Origin of the sequence: uncultured Granulicatella sp. (assembly GCF_963521425.1) — a bacterium.
Taxonomy (GTDB): Bacteria; Bacillota; Bacilli; order Lactobacillales; family Aerococcaceae; genus Granulicatella.
In genome coordinates, this window is the sequence record NZ_CAUQUN010000034.1 from 1 (window position 1) to 21,232 (window position 21,232).

General features: G+C 30.7%; 22 protein-coding genes. All 22 read right to left on the reverse strand.

Features of this window, described 5'->3' with window-relative positions; all coding sequences use genetic code 11:
- Positions 1-728, reverse strand: a 728-nt coding sequence (locus RWO76_RS08025; RefSeq protein ID WP_314355126.1) for a mannose/fructose/sorbose PTS transporter subunit IIA, incomplete at its 3' end; no start/stop codon positions are given.
- A 489-nt stretch (positions 729-1,217) separates the two neighbouring features.
- Positions 1,218-1,808 (reverse strand): signal peptidase I, encoded by a 591-nt coding sequence (gene lepB / locus RWO76_RS08030; RefSeq protein ID WP_314355127.1) that lies wholly within the window; start codon positions 1,806-1,808, stop codon positions 1,218-1,220.
- A 16-nt stretch (positions 1,809-1,824) separates the two neighbouring features.
- On the reverse strand, positions 1,825-2,442 hold the full coding sequence (gene lepB, locus RWO76_RS08035) for a signal peptidase I (protein ID WP_314355128.1): 618 nt from the start codon (positions 2,440-2,442) through the stop codon (positions 1,825-1,827).
- Between the two features lie 15 nt (positions 2,443-2,457).
- Positions 2,458-3,915: a S41 family peptidase gene (locus RWO76_RS08040; protein ID WP_314355129.1), complete on the reverse strand. Its 1,458-nt coding sequence runs from the start codon at positions 3,913-3,915 to the stop codon at positions 2,458-2,460.
- 16 nt (positions 3,916-3,931) lie between these two features.
- Positions 3,932-4,639, reverse strand: coding sequence for a purine-nucleoside phosphorylase (deoD, locus tag RWO76_RS08045; RefSeq protein ID WP_314355130.1), 708 nt, complete (start codon positions 4,637-4,639; stop codon positions 3,932-3,934).
- A 40-nt stretch (positions 4,640-4,679) separates the two neighbouring features.
- Positions 4,680-5,291, reverse strand: a complete 612-nt coding sequence (locus tag RWO76_RS08050) for a DUF2140 family protein (RefSeq protein ID WP_314355131.1) — start codon at positions 5,289-5,291, stop codon at positions 4,680-4,682.
- Between the two features lie 48 nt (positions 5,292-5,339).
- Positions 5,340-6,485: a radical SAM family heme chaperone HemW gene (gene hemW, locus RWO76_RS08055; protein WP_314355132.1), complete on the reverse strand. Its 1,146-nt coding sequence runs from the start codon at positions 6,483-6,485 to the stop codon at positions 5,340-5,342.
- Between the two features lie 10 nt (positions 6,486-6,495).
- Complete coding sequence (locus RWO76_RS08060; RefSeq protein ID WP_314355133.1) at positions 6,496-8,220, reverse strand: NFACT RNA binding domain-containing protein; 1,725 nt, start codon at positions 8,218-8,220, stop codon at positions 6,496-6,498.
- A gap of 375 nt (positions 8,221-8,595) precedes the next feature.
- Entirely contained in the window at positions 8,596-9,285 is a 690-nt protein-coding gene (locus RWO76_RS08065) for a hypothetical protein (RefSeq protein ID WP_314355134.1), read from the reverse strand.
- Entirely contained in the window at positions 9,278-10,078 is an 801-nt protein-coding gene (locus RWO76_RS08070; RefSeq protein WP_314355135.1) for a hypothetical protein, read from the reverse strand. The genes RWO76_RS08065 and RWO76_RS08070 overlap by 8 nt, the downstream gene beginning before the upstream one ends.
- Before the next feature lie 15 nt (positions 10,079-10,093).
- Positions 10,094-10,792 carry an ATP-binding cassette domain-containing protein gene (locus RWO76_RS08075; protein ID WP_314355136.1) on the reverse strand — a complete coding sequence of 233 codons (699 nt, stop codon included), beginning with the start codon at positions 10,790-10,792 and terminating at the stop codon, positions 10,094-10,096.
- Positions 10,793-11,056: 264 nt separating this feature from the next.
- Positions 11,057-12,133, reverse strand: a complete 1,077-nt coding sequence (locus RWO76_RS08085; protein WP_314355137.1) for a HAMP domain-containing sensor histidine kinase — start codon at positions 12,131-12,133, stop codon at positions 11,057-11,059.
- Positions 12,118-12,789, reverse strand: a complete 672-nt coding sequence (locus RWO76_RS08090) for a response regulator transcription factor (RefSeq protein ID WP_314355138.1) — start codon at positions 12,787-12,789, stop codon at positions 12,118-12,120. The genes RWO76_RS08085 and RWO76_RS08090 overlap by 16 nt, the downstream gene beginning before the upstream one ends.
- Positions 12,790-13,397: 608 nt before the next feature.
- Positions 13,398-13,631, reverse strand: coding sequence for a transposase (locus RWO76_RS08845; RefSeq protein WP_399543214.1), 234 nt, complete (start codon positions 13,629-13,631; stop codon positions 13,398-13,400).
- Between the two features lie 2 nt (positions 13,632-13,633).
- Positions 13,634-13,765 carry a hypothetical protein gene (locus RWO76_RS08095; protein ID WP_314355139.1) on the reverse strand — a complete coding sequence of 44 codons (132 nt, stop codon included), beginning with the start codon at positions 13,763-13,765 and terminating at the stop codon, positions 13,634-13,636.
- Positions 13,766-14,244: 479 nt separating this feature from the next.
- Positions 14,245-15,897: a DUF2326 domain-containing protein gene (locus tag RWO76_RS08100; protein ID WP_314355141.1), complete on the reverse strand. Its 1,653-nt coding sequence runs from the start codon at positions 15,895-15,897 to the stop codon at positions 14,245-14,247.
- Positions 15,898-15,956: 59 nt separating this feature from the next.
- Positions 15,957-16,232, reverse strand: a complete 276-nt coding sequence (locus RWO76_RS08105; RefSeq protein WP_314355142.1) for an ABC-three component system middle component 6 — start codon at positions 16,230-16,232, stop codon at positions 15,957-15,959.
- Positions 16,168-17,136, reverse strand: coding sequence for an ABC-three component system protein (locus RWO76_RS08110; RefSeq protein WP_314355147.1), 969 nt, complete (start codon positions 17,134-17,136; stop codon positions 16,168-16,170). The genes RWO76_RS08105 and RWO76_RS08110 overlap by 65 nt, the downstream gene beginning before the upstream one ends.
- A 443-nt stretch (positions 17,137-17,579) precedes the next feature.
- Complete coding sequence (gene pepT / locus RWO76_RS08115) at positions 17,580-18,806, reverse strand: peptidase T (RefSeq protein ID WP_314355143.1); 1,227 nt, start codon at positions 18,804-18,806, stop codon at positions 17,580-17,582.
- Positions 18,807-18,823: 17 nt separating this feature from the next.
- Positions 18,824-19,948, reverse strand: coding sequence for a Nif3-like dinuclear metal center hexameric protein (locus RWO76_RS08120; protein WP_314355144.1), 1,125 nt, complete (start codon positions 19,946-19,948; stop codon positions 18,824-18,826).
- The gene (locus RWO76_RS08125; protein WP_314355145.1) at positions 19,935-20,645 is read right to left on the reverse strand and encodes a class I SAM-dependent methyltransferase; all 711 of its coding nucleotides are present in this window, start codon (positions 20,643-20,645) and stop codon (positions 19,935-19,937) included. The genes RWO76_RS08120 and RWO76_RS08125 overlap by 14 nt, the downstream gene beginning before the upstream one ends.
- A gap of 21 nt (positions 20,646-20,666) precedes the next feature.
- Positions 20,667-21,232, reverse strand: a 566-nt coding sequence (locus RWO76_RS08130) for a DeoR/GlpR family DNA-binding transcription regulator (protein ID WP_314355146.1), incomplete at its 5' end; no start/stop codon positions are given.

Sequence of the window (21,232 nt, forward strand, 5' to 3'; positions counted from 1 at the left end):
AATAATAATAATGCTTTTGTATCGCCAAAACGTGGATCGTTATAAACTTGAACTAATTTATCCAATGGGATAACGTGAGCACGAACTCCTGGAGGAGCTGCTTGTTCAATTAATTTTTTACGTAAATCGTCTTTAGATACTGAATCAGAAACAACGATAATACGATTTGGATTTGTTGCTTTAGTCCAGTTAGTAGCAACTTGTCCGTGAAGTAAACGAGTATCAATACGAGCTAATACAAACTTAATTTTGCCATCCCCTAAAACTGTTCCTTCCGGAATAGCTCCTTTAGGTGCAACCGTTTGTTCTTCGGCTACTTCTTCTTTCTTTTGCAATTCTTCTGGGCGAACTTTTACCCCATCAATTGCAGTTGGAGCAATCGCTTGCGCAATTTCGTGAGCTGTATTCATTGAGAAACGACTCGCATACGCTTCGATTAACATTGGTAAGTTTAATCCAGCAACAATTGCACGGTGTTCTGGAGCTTCTTCAAACAATTTATTTGCTTGATTAAATGGACTACCGCCCCATAAATCGACTAAGAATAAAATTTCTTCTGAATCAACTTTCGCAATGGCTTCTTGCAATTTTCTTTGCAAATCATCTGGTCCTTCGCTTGGCATAAATACAACAGATTCAACTTTTTCTTGTTCTCCAAAAATCATTGAACCAGATTGCTTAATACCAGCAGCAAATTCACCATGGCTTGCAATAATAATTCCAACCATATGATTTCCTCCTATAATTCAATACTAATGCATCCTTTTTATGCACCACTCGAAGTTTAACACTAATTTTTCTATTTGTAAAAGAAAACCTTTTACAAATAGAAATAACTTTAACTAATTATATAGAATATTTCTTCATTTATTGGAAAATTGTCATAAAAAAAGAAAACTAGAATTTAAAACTCCAGTTTTCTTTACATAAATATGATTTTAAGACCAGAAAAAGAAAAGACTTTTACAGGAAAAAATTGATAAACCGCTAGGTGGCTGCTAGCGGCCTAGCTACTTCAAAGAAGTCATAATTATAAACGTACTCTCATATCTTTACTTAAAATAGAAATGACTTTTCAAAGTAGTATGTGGGTACAAGAAGTATTTTATACTTCTTGTATAGGCAAATTTGAGCCCCTGGCTCAAATTTTAGCAATGAGACACCGATAGGTGGCTGCTTGCGGCCTAATACTACTTTGAAAAGTCAATTTCTATATTTTATTCAGAATATAAATAACCGTAATTTTTTTGTCCTCCAATTCTACCAAAAGGCCAAATTGTAAAGACTGCTTTTCCTTCGATCGCTGAACGATCAATAAATCCAATCATTCGACTATCTTTAGAAACTCCACGATTATCCCCTAATACAAAATACTTCCCTTCAGGAACTTTCGCTTCACCTGTTAAACTCTCCAAAGTAAAATCATCAATAAAAACCGTTTGTTTTGCCAATGCTTCAGTATTGATAAAAGGTTGGTCCACTTTTTTACCATTAATATAAAGTATTCCACTCTTCATCTCAACTGTATCACCAGGCATTCCAATCACTCTTTTAATATATTCAACATTTTCATCTGGTGCCTTTAATATAACGACATCAAAGCGATGGATATCTCCAATTTTAGATAGCACCATACGATCACCATTATGCAATGTTGGATACATTGAAGCGCCACTCACTGTAAAAGGTCTTCCAAGGAAGAAATACACTCCCCCAACAATAATGAAGGCTACTATGAATGACCAAATCCAAGACCATATAATAGACAATATAGAAGGTTTATATTCATACTCATCTTCATAACTCATTTAAAATCTCTCCTTATCATTCAGAATATAAATAAGAATAATTTGTTTGACCACCAATACGATTTAATGGCCAAATTGTAAAGACTGCTTTCCCTTCAATCGCAGAGCGTTCAATAAATCCAATCATTCGACTATCTTTTGAAACTCCACGATTATCCCCCATCACAAAATATTTCCCTTCAGGTACCTTTAATTCTCCAGTTAATTCTTGCAAAGTAAAATCATCAATATAGACTGTTTTATTCATAAGTAGCTCTGTGTTAATAAATGGTTGATCCACAACTTGCCCATTGATATATAATTTGCCATCTTTAACTTCAATTGTATCACCAGGCATTCCAATCACTCGTTTAATATACTCTTTATCTTGATCAGGTGCTTGTAATACGACAATATCAAATCGTTTAATATCTCCTAATTTTGACATGAACATGCGATCTGAATCATGTAGTGTTGGATACATCGATTGTCCACTAACCGTAAAAGGTTTTCCTACAAATACCAAAAATAAAGCTAATATTACAAGGGATATCGCAAAGGAAGTAATCCAACTAAGTAATTCTTCCCAAATTGTTGGTTTTGGAAGTTTTCTTTTACGAATATTACGAGGAATAAATGAACTAATTTCTTCCATTTAAAAAGCTCCATCCTATTTTAGTAATTCTTTTGCTGCTTGATACTGTGTATCATTTTGTTGGATTAATGCTCTTACACTATTCATTAATTTCTGAGCAGTTTCTTCATTAACTTCTCCTGTTACAGTTAGGCCTTCTTTTTGTTGATAAGCTTTTACTGCATCTTTAGTAGCTTCATCAAAATAACCATCCACTGTAACGGAATATCCTAACCCTTTTAAAATCGTCTCAACAGATAATACATTTTGAGAAACTGATCCTACTTTTAATGTTTCTCTTGCATCAATAATTTTTAAGAATGCATAATCAGGTAAATTAACTTCTTTTGTTGGAGTAACCCCTTCTTTATGAATCCAATTTCCCTCTGGAGTTAACCATTTGGCATTCGTATATTTTAACTCACTATTATCAGTAATATCAACGACACTTTGTACCGTACCTTTACCATAAGTTTTTGTGCCTACGATTTGCGCTCCAGCACGCTCTTTAACAGCTGCTGCTAAAATTTCAGAAGCACTTGCACTTCCTTCATTCACTAAAAGAACATATGGCTGAGTAATTTTGAATTCTCCAATGGACGAAGAAGCTTTATAGATTGTTTTCTCTCCAAATCTATCTTCTACTTGAACAATTGGCTCCCCATCTTTTAAAAACATATTGGCAACTTTATAAGCTTGATCTAATAGACCGCCAGGATTGTATCGTAAATCGAACACAAAAGATTTTGCACCTTTTTCAGTTAAATCCTTCACCGCTTTTTCTAGTTCATCAGCAGTATTTTTTGCAAAACTAGTAATGCGAACATGACCAATTGATGCATCCTCTTTATCTAATTCAGCTTTTACAGTATTAATTGCAATGCTAGCTCTTGTTAATTTAACTTCTAAAGAAGTACCTGCGCGTTCAATTGTTAAAACAACATCTGTTCCAACTTCCCCACGTACTTTTTTTACAACTTCAGAAATAGTCTTACCAGTCATATCTTCGCCATCAACTTTTGTAATCACATCATCTGCTTGAAGCCCTACTTGTTGTGAAGGACTTCCTTCCATTGTTGTACTAATTACTACTCGGCTTTGATCTGATTTTAATTCAGCTCCAATTCCACCAAATGCTCCATTGACGGTTTCATCTAATTGTGCTGTTTCGTCATTTACTAAATAAGTAGTATAAGGATCTCCAACTGATTCAGCCATTCCTTTTAAAGCACCTTGAATTAATTGTTCACTTGTAACATTTTTATCTAAGTAATTTTGTTTTAAAAAATAAAATACTTTTTCAATTTGAAACATTTCATTCTTTTTTAATACACCAAATGCTAATTTATTATCTGCTTTTGGCAGTTGCGTAATCACTAATGCAACTGTTAAAAAGACTGAAATAAGCATTGTAGCAATTAATGAAACGATAAAAACCCATAATCGAATTCCTTTTTTAGGTTTATTAACAACTTTTTCTTGATTTTCTTCCATATATTTTACCTACTTATTAACCCTTATGTACAGTTTCTAAAGCAATTTCCATCATTTCATTAAATGTTTTTTCACGTTCTTCTGCAGTTGTTTCTTCACCTGTTAAAATATGGTCACTGATTGTTACAATAGCAAGAGCTTGTTTTTTATGTTGTGCCGCTAATGCATATAAGCCAGCAGCTTCCATTTCAATCGCTAGTACGCCATATTCTTGCAATTTTTGTTTGTTTAATTCAGCATTATAGAAACGATCTGAAGATAAAATATTCCCAACGTGAACAGTTGCACCACGTTCTTTTGCTAAATGATAAGCTTTATCTAATAATTCAAATGATGCTAAAGGAGCAAAGTTAACTTGTCCTTGGAAAATATTTGTAATAATTGATGAATCCGTTGTAGCTCCTTGAGCTAATACAATATCACGAACATTTACATCAGGTTGAATAGAACCAGCTGAACCAATACGAATAATCTTTTCAACACCAAATTCTGTATATAATTCATTAGCATAAATCATCATTGAAGGAATACCCATTCCACTACCTTGAACAGATACTCGTTGTCCTTTGTATAAACCTGTATATCCAAACATATTTCTTACGCTATTATATTGTTCTACATCTGTTAAATAATGTTCCGCAATATATTTAGCACGAAGTGGATCTCCCGGCATTAAAACTACCTCTGCGATTTGTCCTTTTGTTGCATTAATATGTACACTCATGTGTGATCTCCTAACTGTCTTATAGACTTTTAAATTTTTCTTACTGTAGATATTCTACTATATTGTCATTAGAAATTGAAATAGAAAAAATAAATTCATTGGATTTTAAATTAATTTTTTTTGCTTTAATCGTACTTCCTTCATGAATTCCTGATAAATTTAATAAGAAATACTGTTTGTCAGTATTTAATTGGAACCATTCTGGAAATTGCATTTGTTGTAATCTTCCTAAGGCTAAAAATACTGGTAGAGAAAAACCTCCTAATTGAACAGACTCTATTTTTAATTGAATGGTTCCTTCTTCCGTTACATAAGGAACTGTCGTCATTTTGTATGGAACAGTTACCCCTAACGCGTTAGCATCTCCAGTAATTTGAATGACTGAATCATTCATCACAAAGTTTGGAAAATTTGGATTTTCTACTTGATTCTTTTTGGAAACAATTTCTAAAATATTTTGAATTTCATTTTTACTTAATGTGACTTCCATCCAATTCTCTCCTTGTTCTACAATTTGCGTTGTTGAAACTTGATGTTTTGTTCGACTAGGAATTAATGAGGAAATCATTACAAATAAATTGATTGCAATTAAGGCCAAAAAAGCAATTTTCCAATAATTCCTTTTCTTTTTAGTTCTTCTTAATAGTGTCATTCTATCACCTCTTTCATATTCGTGAAAGCTATTATACTAAATTTGATTCTAATCTTCTAAAAGAAAAGCTTGGAATACATTATTTCCTAAAAACTTCCCTTTATGAGTTAACGCAATTCCCTCTGTTGTTAATTGGATCAATTCCTGTTCTAATAAATCCTCAATAATATCTTGATAAATATCATTCATATTTCTTCCAAATCTTCTCTTAAATTCAAGATTAGAAACACCAGACATTTTTCTCAACCCTAAAAACATAAATTCTTCCATTTGAGATTTTTGGCTTAATACATCTTTTTGTAAAATTGGAAGTTCAAAATTCCGTAATGGTTCTAAATAATGTTGAATAGGACCACAATTTTGATAGCGTTCTTGATTTAAATAACCATGAGCACCAGCACCAAATCCTAAATACTCATCTGCTTTCCAATAATGTAAATTATGTCTTGATTCATACCCTGGAAGTGCATAATTACTAATTTCATAATGATATCGTCCAAAACTTTCCATAGAATCCATTGCCAATTGAAACATATCTGCTTCCTCATCTTGACTTGGTAAAGGAAGTTTTCCTTGTCTCATTAAATTATAAAAAACTGTCTTTTGTTCTAAAATTAAAGAATAAATTGAATAATGTGGTAAATCTAAATCCATTGCTATTTTTAAACTATCTTCGAAATCTTGAATCGTTTGTTGAGGCAGTCTAAAAATTAAATCGATACTAATATTCTCAAATCCTAGTTTTCGAGCATTTCCTATGGTTTGCAAAACTGTCTTTTTACTATGTTTTCGCCCAATTCTTTTTAATAAATCATCATTAAAGGATTGAACTCCCATACTAATACGGTTAACGCCATATTCTTTCATCACTTCTAAACGTTCCATTTGCCCATCATCTGGATTTAATTCCATTGAAAATTCACAATTTTTTTCTAATGGTAAATAGCGATGAATTCCTTCAAATAACGTTTCTAATTGCTTTGGCGTTAAAGTTGAAGGTGTTCCTCCACCGATATATAACGTTTCTAAAGGAGAAATGGAATGATTTTTTGCTCGTAATTGCATTTCTCTTACTAATAAATCAACATATTCATCAACCGGTTGCCCTTCAATAAATACCTTATTAAAATCGCAATAATAGCAAATATGCGAACAAAATGGAATATGAATATAAGCTGCTCTTACTGCGTTCATTTGTTTCTCCTTATTCTTTTGGTTTATTTTCCCGAATTTGTTGAATCACTGCTTCATCTGGAGTGATATACGTATTTTGTTGCCCTTCATATACAACAAAACCTGGTTTAGCTCCATTCGGCTTTCTAATTTTCGAAACAGAAACATAGTCCACAGGAACTGTTGCTGAATGACGGTATTTTGAATAATAAGCTGCTAACATGGCTGCTTGCCCAATCGTTTCATCCGTTGGATTGGCTGATTCGACAATAACGTGTGACCCAGGAATATTTTGTGCATGTAACCATAAATATTCTTTTTTGGCTTGTTTTAAGGTTAAGGTATCATTTTGTAAATTATTTCTACCCACTAAAATTCTTGTACCATCATTTGAATAGAAAACATATGGTTTTGAAGGTTTTGTTTTTTGTTTTCCTTTTTTCATAGCGGATCGTTTTAAATACCCACTCGCTACTAATTCTTCTCGAATTATTTCTAAGTTTTGTACGTCGGCTTCTTCAATTTGATATAAAACTTGTTCTAAATATTGAATCTCTTGATGGGTAAATTCCTGTTGTTTTTCAATATGTTCAATAGAATTTCTTAATTTTTGATATTTTTTAAAATAAGCTTGTGCATTTTGAGAAGGTGTCAACCATGTAGACAATTGAATCGTCAGTAATTCATTATTATCATAATAATTCTCCACTTGAATTTCAGTTTGCCCTTTTTCGATTTTGTACAGACAAGTATTTAATAACTCCCCTTTAATACGGTATTGTTCAGCTTTCTCACTCTTTTGTAAATCTTCTTCAAATTTAACAAGTTTTTCTCGATTTTTTTTCAATTCTGATTTCAACATTTGAAGTAAATTTCCAGCCAACTGTTGAATTTTTTCTTCCTGAACTTTATGAACATAATAGGCTGTTAATAATTCAGATAATGTTTCAAATGATTGATTTTCAGCATTCTGGAATGAATAGAATGGACAAACTGTGAAATAGCTTTTTCCATTCGAAAGTTTTGATAAAGTAGGTGTTGGATTTTCATTATTTTGTTCCAAAAACTTCCATAAACTCTCAGCAATCGTTTCATCAAACATCATCGAACGTTCGACAATTTCATTTGCTGTTAACGTACTCATTCCTTGAACAAGATTCATTAATGATTTTGCAAGAGAATCTTCTCCTAATCCCTTTGTTAATCTAGCATCTAGTTCAAATAACGTCATTTCAAATGGATTCATTTTTGTTTGATGAGGAGGTAATTGATAAGTAGCTCCCGGTTGTAAAGTACGATAAGTATTTTGACTTAATGGTATTCGTTTTAAACAATCAATAATTTGTTGGCTTCTTCGATCCACTAAGAAAACATTACTATGTTTTCCCATCATTTCAAGTGTCAAACGCCATTTTGCTTCGTCTCCAAGTTCATCCCTTGTATCCACGTCTAAATGAATAATACGATCAGCTCCAACTTGAGTAAAATCTTGAATAATGGCTCCTTCAAGATATTTTCTTAAAATCATACAAAAATTAGGAGCAATTTCAGGATTATCTCCTTTTTCAGCAATAAACTGAAAACGCGCCATCATTGGATGAGCACATAATAATAATAAATAATTTTTACGATTGGAACGAATGGTTAATTGAATTTCATAAGGAAGAGGCTGATGAATTTTACTAATTCTCCCTCCTATAATTTCTTTAGAAACTTCATCCGTCATCCATTTTGTAAATAAACCATCAAATGTCATAACTTCCTCCATATAGATAAAAAAATAGATTTGAATTTATCTAATTATAAATCCAAATCTATTATATTTTGTATTGTCGCTAGATTAGATTTTACTGTTAAACTCTACTCTATTGTAACGATTTTTAAAGAATTTATCTACTGATATGATAATACAAAATACAAATGGCTTTTCTAAAGTAGCTAAGGACGGCAGCAGCTTCGCAAAGCGAATCTCATGCCTAAAAATTGAGCCTAAGGTCTCAATTTTTCCTGCACTATAAGCCTGTCAGTCTTATAGTGCTAAAGCTACAGGGAAAAGCCAATTTTATTTTTGACAGATGCTGATGATTTTTCGAAAAATACGATATTTTCAACTGTAGATAACATATTTTAACTAATCTTCTTTTAACCTCTTTTTGACTTTCAAATAGATTAATAAGAGTAAAATAAAACTCCATAATGATAATAACATATGACTAGAAGACAATGTTGATATTTTGAAACTTTCAGCAATAGTTTCAGAATAGATGTATGGTAATGCTACAGGAAATACACGTTCAATATAAGGGATAAATAATATTGGAAATAGCAACAAAGTAGCTAATGCTGTCATAGAACTCTTAAAAAATAAAGTTAAATAATATGCAATTAAGAAACACAGAACACTGCTCAATAGATAAGAGATAAAATGGATTACGCTAACTTCTTGAATAGTTCCTTTAAAAATGAAGAAACTTACAACAACGAAAAATTGTAAAATAGCTTGTAATACACAGTCTATTAACTCAACAATAATAATTTTTTGAGTACTACGATTTATGTTTCCTGTTAATAAATAGACAATTTTAGATTCTGGATACTCAACTTCCATCGAACCATTTATCAGACCACCTATGATAAGTAAATAAGAAGCAATTAACAAAATTTGATTGTTTGATAATACAATATTATTACCATTGATTTCAAATGTTATTAAACTAAGAATACAGATAAATAAAGTAAGCAATAACTGACTTAAAATTTGTATTTTCACCGCAATTAAACTATATTTTTTATACATAAGAGCATATATGATTTCATCCATATTTCTTCTCCTTCTGATTTTTATACCAAGAAATGGTATACATCAAAATAGTTAGTATTGAAGCTTGAGATAATAATAATAATAAACCATACATTTCTGAGGGATTGTTATTTTCTACTCTTCCAAAAACAAATGACTTTGCACCTATTAAAGGTAATAAATTTTCAAGCGTCGGAGAAACAACTCTCAATATGCCTGATAAAGTTATAACAAGAATACTTACAATAATAATGACAGACGGAATAGGCTTTCTTGTTATCTTTACTAAAAACATTGAAAGCAATGTCAGTGTTATGGAAAAGATAATAATTCTTAACATTACTTCTAAAACAAGACCTAAGTTAAGATAATTTTGTAATGTTTCATCTAACATCGCATAGATCATCGCACTATTTATTAAAGATAGAACAACCGTCAACATACTAGATACAATTATTCCAGAACAAATCTGACCTGTTAAAACTGTCTGCCATTTTGGTATTAATAATTTAGTGAATAATTCCTGTCCAAATTTATACTCCGTAGATACAATCAGTGCAAATAAGATTGGAAAAAATAATATACTAGATTGGTAAGGAGAAGATAATATCGCATCCCTTACTGTTTGAAACTCTGTTAATTGACTAGTCGTATCTTCAAGTATAAGAATATCTGTATTCCCATTTGCTATCGCATTGATTACTTGAATATTTTGAAAGGTAAAGAATACACTGATTCCAATCAAAATTGCTACTCCCCTCCAAAAGAGTGGCAATGAGAATATTTTGTATAATTCACTACGAATATTTTTCATAAAGTTTACCCCCCTTTAATTTGTAACAGATTTAAAATAGGCTTCCTCAAAAGAGCCATATTCTTTAAGAACATCTTTGCTACTACCATCAATTACTATTTTACCATTTGATAATCCTACAATTTTATCAACTGTAAGTTCTAATTCATTCATATAATGACTTGTGATTAAAACTATTTTACCGCCTCTAACAAATTCTCTTAGAAACTCTCTAACCCATCTAATTCCATCTGGATCGAGTCCATTAATGGGTTCATCCAAAATAAGTATTTTAGGATTCGCTAAAATAGCCGTAGCCAGCCCCAGTCTTTGTTTCATTCCAAGAGAGTAGTCTTTTATCCTTTTATTACCAACATCATGAAGACCAACTAATTTTAAACATTCTAAACATCTCTGCTTATCTATACCACTAGTTAAAGCAATCCACCTTAAGTGACTATAGGCTGTCCTTGTTGGATTGGGTTGAACACTATCTAGAAATGTACCTACATATCTGAAAGGATATTTACCTAATTCTTCATAAATTTTTCCATCAAAAGTCGCTCTGCCATCATCTGCGGAAATCAAGCCTAGTAATATTTTTATTAAAGTCGATTTACCAGACCCATTTGGACCAATTAATGCCGTTATTTCTCCCTCTTTTGCCGTAAACGAAACTTCTGAAAGAACACTCTTACTACTAAAACCTTTGCTAATTTTCTCAAATTGTATCATTTATCTTTTCCACCTTTACAAATATAATTTTTGAGACTTAAATAAATTTTTCTCTTTATCAATTGGTATACCATCAAATTCCATATATATATCGTCTACACTTCTTGTTATACAATACAAATATCAGAAAAATATCAGAAATTCTTATCATAGAAATAGATATAAAAGTAAATCAACCCAATAAAAAAATCGCCACCTTAAACAAGATGACGAAAGTAGTTATTAATTTAAAGTTTGAAGATTATCATAGTTGAAAACTAAGGGTTAGACTGGTATAGAAATAGTGACAAGAGCACCGTTCTCAAAATTACTCAACTTTACTTCTCCACCATGAATTTTCGCTACCCGATTAACAAATGCTAATCCAATTCCGAAATGATTTCCTTCTTCTGAATTTGTTTTCTGATTATCTTGATAGAAAAGTAAGCCATATTTTTCAAGTATATTCTCCGAAAATGAGGAATCGCTATTCCATATAGAAATGTAAAATTTATTATCTATTAACTGATATTTTATTCTTATGACTGGATAATTACTTGTAGAATGATCAATCGCATTATTGATAATATTTAGGATAGCTCGTAGAAATAAGTTTAGGTTAAGTGTTAAATTAATAGTGATTGGTAGGTTATTTGAAATTTGGATTTTAGCCTTTTTATCAGTAATTAACTTAATTTCCTGTTCAAATAATTCAAGTAAGTAATCCGAAGAGAAACTCTCCCAATTGGAAGTATCATTATAAAATGTTTTAGAATAATTGATTAGCTGATTAAAGTATTTATTAAGTTGTTGGCTAGCAAGTTCGATATCTCCTAAACATTGACCAATATTTCCAGTGATGTCCATAGATTGTAAAAATTGAGCATTTCCTTGAATAATTGTTAAAGGTGTCTTTAAATCATGTGCTGCTGCTGAGACTTGAAACATCAATTCCTTTTTTTGGTGTTTTTCAGATTCAATCATTTTTTTAATCGTTGACTGCATTTCCTGAATTTTTTGTCTTGTTTCAATCAGTTCAATTAAAGTTAACTTAGCTGAGGATTGTTCATTTATATCCCCAAGTAGACTTTGATTATAAACGATATTTGTTTCTTGCTTGATCTTTTCTAAAAGATTGCTAATATTTTTAGCAATAATAGAAAACAAAATAAGACTAATATAAATCCAAGAAATCGTGCTGAAATAAATGGTAAATGCACCTGCATTTTTTTCAGTAATATTAGTAAATGCAGTAAATAACATTGGTAGCAAATAAAATAGAAAAAGACTAATAAGAAATTGCCTTAAAATCTTAAAATATGTTTGTTTAATCAGTTGGTTAAAAGTTAGAGCGTTATCCACTGATAACCACCTCCCCAGATTGTTTTAATTGGATTAATTTCATAAGGTTTCAATTTTTGCCTAATTTGGTATACATACTCTGTTATTGATCTCCCTTGTGTTTCAGAATCATGAGGGTAAAGATAATCAAAGAGTTCCTCATTTGAAAATATTCTATTTGGATTGCTGGAGAGTAACAAAATTAATTGGAATTCTCTTTTGGTAGTGGGAATATGTATATCTGCAATTCTAAGTTCTTCTTTCGTTTTATCAATTGCGAGAGGTCCAAATTGTAGAATTTCACTAGAATTATTATTGCGTACTTCTCGACGGATATGCATCTGTACTCTTGCTACTAGTTCAGGGATACTGAACGGCTTTGTAATATAGTCATCTGCACCAGATTGTATTCCATATACAATATCCTCTTCTAAATTTTTGGCTGTTAAAAATATGATTGGAACAGAAATGAATTCCCGGATATACTTACAGATTTCAATTCCATCGTGGGGCATCATGATATCTAAAATAATTAAATCATAGCCGATAAAATGACAGATATCAATTTCAGGAATAGCAGTTCGTGTGTCCACGACAAAGTTTTTACTCTCTAGAACATTTTTGATAAGTCTTAAAATAGCAATATCATCATCTACGACTAGAATTTTATATTTCATAATTGACTCTCCCTTGAAAATATTCAAACATATTCTAGCATAATTTATCAGTAGTACACAATAAACTGTATAAAGAATCATTTACGGTGTGACCTTTTTTAACGAATATAGAGATAGTATGAATTTTGAAAACAAAAATTAATTCCAATAACCAAATTTTCTTTTCATTTTCGAATATTATTATTCAATATCTGTCTCAGTTCCTAAAAAATTTCAGACTATCCCCTTTAAATTTTCTCATTTTTTAAAAATTGACAACTATTAAGCAACACAACTACTCAAATGCTTTATTTCTTATTTTTTTAATTTTGAATAAACAAATCCTAATGTACATAAACAAGCCATTGTGACATATAAAGTTACTTTTTCTAATCTTCTTATCGTATGATTTTCAAACACAAAGTCTCTATATAAGTGACCATTGATTCTTTCAATGGCAGTTCTCTTATTGTAAAGTATCTGAAATTTATGTAATTGTTGGCATACTTTTGGGAAGATTTAAATATCTTCTGAACTATCTATTCTAAAAATACGGTTATCCTTATATTTTGGATGGAATCCATAACGCAATGAATCACTCAATTGATTATAACCTAAAAATCTTCTGTTCAATAAAATACTTCTCCATCTTTCCACATATATCTTGGAGGGATAACCTCGATTATTCCTTGTTTTTGAATGTATTTTCTAAAATTGACATTATCATAGCCTTTATCTGCTATCACTGCTTTTGTATTTTTTAATAGGATTTCTGATTCTGTAAGAATTTCTTCAGCGACTTCACGTTCTCCTTTACTGGTTGGAGTTACTTTAAAAGCTATCGGTAGTTCATAATTTACAATTGCTAATAAATGATCTCAGAAACCAAAATAATACTTCGTTGTTTTAGTTCCATTATTTGAATAATAATTTTTGCAGTCGTATCTGCTTGCATTTCTCTTCTACCGTCTGCTTCTTTAGTCGATACTTTTTCCACTTCAAAATAAAAATATTCCTCAAGAAAAAGAATCTAATTAAAAGTGGTTTTTAATCTAAAAAGAAAGAGAATCAATTCCTTGACTCATATCTGTTTTCCCACATACGACAAAAACTTGTCCTAAATTATTTAACGGAATTGACATGATGAAGTACCTGCTGTAAAGCCCATTCTAATTATTCTTTTCCAATTGTAATATAAAGGATATATTCTAATTTTCCTTTTCTAAGTTTTAGGATAGGCATATGTTTTATTCGTGGTGATTTAATTAACGTTAAGCTAGGAAAATTTATTATGTCATTATATTTCCTACGCTTCTACTTCTTACTTATAGTATTGAGGAAGTTCTGTTACCTCGTTATGAGATGATTACGAACATTTTGTATGCATACGGATTAAATATAAAAATAAATAAGAACTCTCCAAATAACTCGAAGAGCTCTTTTTCAATCTACAATGCTAAGAATCTTTTCATATCATTATTCAATTCTAAACAATTTATCCTCTTGGGATAACTCTACAACAATGTTTGCTTGATCCAAAAGATTATCAGGTAACTTATCTTTCAATATTGAGATAACTAATTGTAAATCTTTTTCCATTACAAAATCTGCAACTTTCGTCAATTGATTATCATGCATCAATTCTTTTTTGTCATTTAATAAAAAGTGCAAGCAAGATATTCCTTCTTCAGTTGCGAACATTATGTATGCCAAATCAAAACATAGAATTTCTCCTTGTTTTTTTCCTGAACTCATATTTGAATTAAATGTACTAAATTTGTAGATTCTCTTATTAGTCTTTTTATGTTTGATAATCTGATATGTTAAAGCATATTTTTCTCCATACAGATCATAAGATACCGAAGAAAAATATTTATTAAATTTCGTTATTTGTTTTTTTAGTTTTTCTTCAAAGGTTGATGAATATAAATATTGATCAATATTTTCAAGTTCTTTCTCAATTTCTTCGATTATTAAATCAACCTCATTTATTTGAAAAATAATATTTTCATATTCACCTTTTAATCTGTATCTTTCATTTATTTCAGAGATAATTTTTTCTAAATCATTAAAAGAATCACTTTTGGAAATTTTTAGCGATAACTCTTTTTCATCACATAACAATTCTTTTAAAGTTCTCTTTTCATTTTCAATTCTATCATTTAAAGATGGCAATTCTTTTGTGATAAATGAAATTTTTTCTACTATCATTTTATTATGATAGGCAACTAAGTCTTCAAAAGTTTTTTGCAAATTAGGAATATATTCTTTCGACTCATTATACAACAATCTTAATTGATCTATATCAATTAAAGACACATCTTTTTCCATCTCATTTTTGGCTTCAACAATCATATCCCTTCGTATTTCTAGTTTACTAATAATTGAACTTAATCTATTTATTTTGTATTTTATTTCATTTAATTTATTTAAGTCCTCTTCAAAATTTTCATTTATATTCAATAATGATTTTCTGTCATTTAACTCAACTATTTCATCTTCAATGATAGCCAATGCAACCTCATACGAATTCCTTTTTTGCTTCTTTTCAATTCTTTCTTTAAATGCAATCTCCTGATTCATTTGATAAGTAAGTGCTTGTTTTTTTGCTCCACTATCGAATCCACATCCTAAAAGGTATAAATATAAAGTCTCATATTCAACATCAGAAGTAAAAGAATTTAATGTTTTTAATGTCTTATTAATACTATTGTCATTATATCTAATGTTGTGAGATATTATTTGCTTGAAAGAAGGTTTTTCATCTTTATGTTCTGGAAATATTTTTACTAATAATTCATTTTCAAAATCTTTTTTCGACATTGATATGCCATTTATTTTCTTTATAGCCTTTTTCCCTGATAAAAAATTACGTTCGATTACTAAGCGTTCTTTATTCTCTAAATTAAAATTATTTGTCAAAGTTAATGTTACTAACACTTCTTGATTGATTAAAAAACTTTTAACTTCTTCATAAACTTTATTTCTATTTTCTTCATCGGTATATATATCCTTACCTTCTCCTCCAAGGCAAAAGTTAATTAATTTTAAAACGGTTGTTTTCCCAACATTATTCCCTGTTAATTTTAAATTTTCTGTTAAAGGAGTATTATCAATTATTAAATTCATTCCCCTATAAAATTTCATATCTCGAATTATTTCATTTTTAGTGGAAATTTTTAAATTTTCTATGAACATTTTCTTACTACACCCTTCTCACTTATTTGAGCTAATTGTATTAAATACAACCAGTCTAAACTTAATATAAATACAGAAAACGACATGTTATTGGACTTTTTTACATTATGATATAATTCAAACAACTTTTGCTCAGTTTGTTTTTCCAACTCTTCTAAAATAATAGAACCATTATAATAGATACAATGTTCTGGATGAATATTATCTGGTAGTAACATGATTATATCCCTCCGGATTCTTAAATATTTTACATCGAATAAAAGCATCTACAACTATTATGTCCGTACACATATGTAATTCTTCCATAGGAATTTCTATAAAATTTCTACTATCAGTTATAACTTTCGTAACATAACCAATTATTTCGTAAAAAATTTCCGTAGGAGCTTTGTCTGTTCTATTTAATTCTACATACTGCCTTCTAATTTCTTGTAATACTGAGGAACTTTTATTTTTCCCTTCTTTATCAAACTCACTATATATTTCATCAAGTCTTTGATAAAAGACTTTATAATCATCAATTATATCTTTAACATCCTCTAAATCATTGAATGAAATTTTATCTTCTATAGCAAAAGCGTTTATTTCTGGAGAATTTGCAGCCATATCAAGTGATTGCTCTGCTAAAATATTAATTACTTTAGCTAAATTTGACTCAATGTTAACAGAAGCAACTTCATGACCTAATTCATCTTTTATAAACTTATATAATTGTCTTAGCTTACAAACCGTTTGCGAAAAAATTTTATCAAGAAGTAACTTCACATCCCATATATCTTGTTTTGGAACAAAATTCATTCTATATGGATTTTTAAAAGTATTGTTTTTTAGAGAATTAGAGGAATTCTTAGAAATAGACAAAAATTTGTAACTATAATCTTGATAGCTAGCATATATATCTTTGCTTAGAGAATCTTCAATTTTAACTTTAGTACAAGTCGAAGAAACTTGCACAACAATTTTATTTTTGTGGTCTATTAAATCTATCCCTTCAATATTTTGAGATGAAAAATTCAAATTTTCTAATTGTAAATCAAAAATAATATTACATAAATCAGCAAAAAAATTTTCTGAATGAATATTAAGTTCCAAAAGATTTAGCCGACTTCTACGTTCTATTCTATATGCTAATGTATTTAATTTTTCTTCTATATAATTAAAATAAAACATTCTATTCAATAAATTCCACTCCCTTCCAACTTCCAAATCTTAACTAAGTATTATTATCATACTAATATTTTACAGCTCTTAAATACAATTAGTCAACATACATATCCAATCCTTCTTAGGTCAATAATCACTTTTTTAAATGCTCTCAATTTATTCATGTCAGTATTTTTACGAAATATTTAACCCAAACATCTTGTTAATATTAGAAAATACAATTATCTTTTTTAAAGTAGCTAAATTTAACAAAGACTAGTTTTAAACGTCCACTCATAAACTTTCGTCAAAATAAAATTGGCTTTTCTCTGTAGCTTTAGCACTATAAGCCAGATGGGCTTATAGTGTAGGAAAAATTGAGACCTTAGGCTCAATTTTTAGGCATGAAACAGCAAAGCTGTTTGCTGACGTCCTTAGCTACTATAAGAAAAGCCATATTTTATATTTCTTTATTTTGCTAACAATTTTGCAATTTCAATAATGACATCACGGGCTTTTTCCATTGATTCTACAGCGACGAATTCATAACGTCCGTGAAAGTTTTCTCCACCTGCAAAAATGTTTGGAGTTGGTAAGCCCATAAATGAAATTTTAGAACCATCTGTACCACCACGAATTGGTTCAATAATTGGTGTAATCGATAAGTTTTCCATTGCTTTTTGAGCAACTTCAACAGCTCTAAAGTCTTTTTCAATGATTTCAGCCATATTGTAATATTGGTCTTTCATATCAATTGAAATACGATTGCTATCTAATGATGCATTTAGACGATCTGCAACTAATTGTAAATAAGCTTTTTTCGCTTCAAATAAGTTACGATCATGGTCACGAATAATATAGACTAATTTTGCTTCTTCAACAACACCATTAGCATACATTAAGTGATAGAATCCTTCACGTCCAGCAGTATGTTCTGGTACTTCAAATTCAGGTAAAGCGTTTTGGAATTGACGAGCAATTTCTAAGGCATTCACCATTGTATCTTTTGCAGTTCCTGGGTGAACATTCTTCCCTTGGATTGTAATTTCAGCTTGAGCAGCATTGAAACTTTCGTATTCTAATTCCCCTACTGGACCTCCATCCATAGTATAGGCAAAATCACATCCAAATTCTTCAACATCAAATAAATCAGCACCACGTCCAATTTCTTCGTCTGGACCAAATGCTACACGAATTTTTCCGTGTTCAATTTCAGGATGAGCTAATAAGTAAGCTCCTGCAGTGACAATTTCACTCACACCTGCTTTATCGTCTGCTCCTAACAAAGTTGTACCATCTGTTGTAATTAATGTTTTTCCAACATAATTTTTTAAATTAGGAAAATCTTTTCGAGATAAAACAAATTTACCTTCTTTATCTAATACAATGTCTTCTCCATCATAATTTTCATGGAATTGAGGTTGTACATTACGAGCTTCAAAATCAGCTGTATCTACGTGAGCAATAAATCCAACAACTGGTACTTCTTTTGTAGTTGTAGCTGGAATTGTTGCCGTTACAAAGCTATTTTTAGGATTTAATCTCACATTCTGATATCCTAATGCTACTAATTCTTCAACTAAGTCTTTTAAAAACTCTGTTTGACTTGGTGTTGATGGAACAGTTGTACTTGCTTCATCAGAGCGAGTTTCTTTTTTTACATAACGAATAAAACGATTAATTAATTGATTTGGCATGTTACATTCCTACTTTCTTATAAAAATTCAAATGGATCTGTATCAGTCGTACTTTTAATCACTTTTACATTCCAATTTTCTTGTTGATTCCATTGTACAAACCAGTTTGCTAAATTTTCAATACAAACGACTTCAATATGATGCCCTGCATCAACTAATAACATTGGAGATTCTTGAATATCATGAGCTACATGATACGTAATATCACCTGTTACAAATGCATCTGCCCCTTTATCTACAGCAGCCTGGTAAAAACTTCCACCAGAACCTCCTAGAACGGCAACTTTACAAATCTTGTCTAACGAACGATTTCGTGGAGTGACAAAACGTAATCCTTTTAATTGGAATTGATTTTTAACATAAGTGACAAATTCTTCCACAGATAATGGTTCAGGTAATTGTCCAATTCGTCCAATTCCTAGTGTTTTTGCATCATTTTCTAATGACCAAACTTCATAAGCTGGAACTTCATAAGGATGACTTGCTTTCATAGCAGTAATAATAGCATTCACTTGATTTTCATAACAGATAACTTCTACTTTTTCCTCTGCTACTTCTTCTGCTTGATTCACTTGTCCAATGGCAGGATTTGCTCCCTCAGTTGGTGTAAAACGTCCAACTCCAGTTGTCGTAAAACTACATTCCTTATAACAATCACCGATTTGTCCTGCTCCTGCTTCATGCATTGCTTGACGAACGACGCTTGCTTGTTCTTCGGGTACAAAAACTACAATTTTCATTTGACGAAGTTTTCCTGTTGGTGATAGAACTTCTACTTTTTCTAATTGCAGTACTTCACTTAACCAATCGTTGACACCACCGCCTACAACATCTAAATTTGTATGAGCCGCATAAATAGCAATATCATGTTTCAAAATTTCTTGATACATTTTATGTTGCGGATTTGTTAAATCAAATTGTTGAACAGGTCTAAAAATTGGTGGATGATGCGCAATAATTAAATCAACATTTTTTTCAATCGCTTCTTGAATAATTGAAGGACGAATATCTAAAGTCGTCATCACTACTTGAACTTCTTGATTCCAATCCCCAAAATGTAATCCAATTGGGTCTTTTCCCATTGCTAATGATTTTGGAACTCTTTGTTCAAATTTACGGATAATTTCTCTAACAGTTGGCATGTTCAATCAATCCTTTCAATTCAAGATATTGATGGTTAAATGTTTCTACTTTCTCAATTGGTACTTCTTTTCCCTGTTTTAATTGCGCTAAAATTTCTTCAATTTTTCGTAATTGACGTTCCCATTTACGAATGACGAACTCTGTTGGGTTCTCCATTAATTTTGGACCAAATTTAATTTGCGTAGCTGTTAATGGGAAACTCTGTTCTCTTTTTTCAGCTACAATAATTTCATATAAACGGTGATGATCTTCCACTACAACTTCTTCTAAAATTTCATAGTGATGGTCCACTAACCACTGTCTTAATAAATGTTCTGCAACATTTGGTTGCAACACTAATTTCTCATTACCCGTTAAAGTACCATTTACTCGACCTTGTTCCAAAATACGAGCAATCAATTCTCCACCCATTCCACAAATAGAAATGGCTGTAACTTGATCATTAGAAGTAACCACATCTAATCCGTCCCCTAAACGAACAGAAATTTTATCGTTTAAAACATAATCTTGAACGGTTTGCCTTGCAGACTCAAAAGGACCTTTTACAACTTCTCCGGCAATTGCGTTAGTAATCAATCCTTGCTGAATGGCATAGACTGGTAAATAAGCATGATCGGAACCAACATCACATAATAAGGTAACTCCTTCTAAAAAAGAAGCTACTGTTTTCAGTCTTGGGCCTAATTCTACTGTCATTTTTTACTCCTTTCTTCTCCATTAAGAAATAAATAAAACTTTTACACCAATACTTTTTAAATAAGCTACTGTCTCAGCATCAGCGGAATAATCCGTAATCAAATGTGTAATCATAGAACAATCTGCCGTATGGAAATTCGATTCTCTTCCAACTTTAGCTCCTTCAGCTACAATGATTTTAGGGCCATTCGTGCGCTCCAAAATGACACGATTTACCGCAGTCTCAGGTAATGCTACAGTTGTAATTCCATTTTTATTAATACCACCCACTCCTAAAAAGCAAATATTTGCACGTGCTTTTGAAAAAGAGTTAATGGCAAAATCTCCAACTAAAGATTTCTTTTGCTCAAAAATTTCTCCTCCACTTAAAACAATAGAGGCTTTTGAGGAGGCCTTCTTAAAAATAGAACGACCATTATTCGTTAAGATTGTTACATTCTCGTCTGCTAAATAATTCAATAATAAAAAGGCTGTAGAACCTGAATTAATAAAGACCATATCATGTTCGCGAACTAAGCCAGATGCTCGGCGAGCAATATTTTTTTTAGTGGAATTGTATTGTTTTTGTTCAATATTTTCTTTTTCAA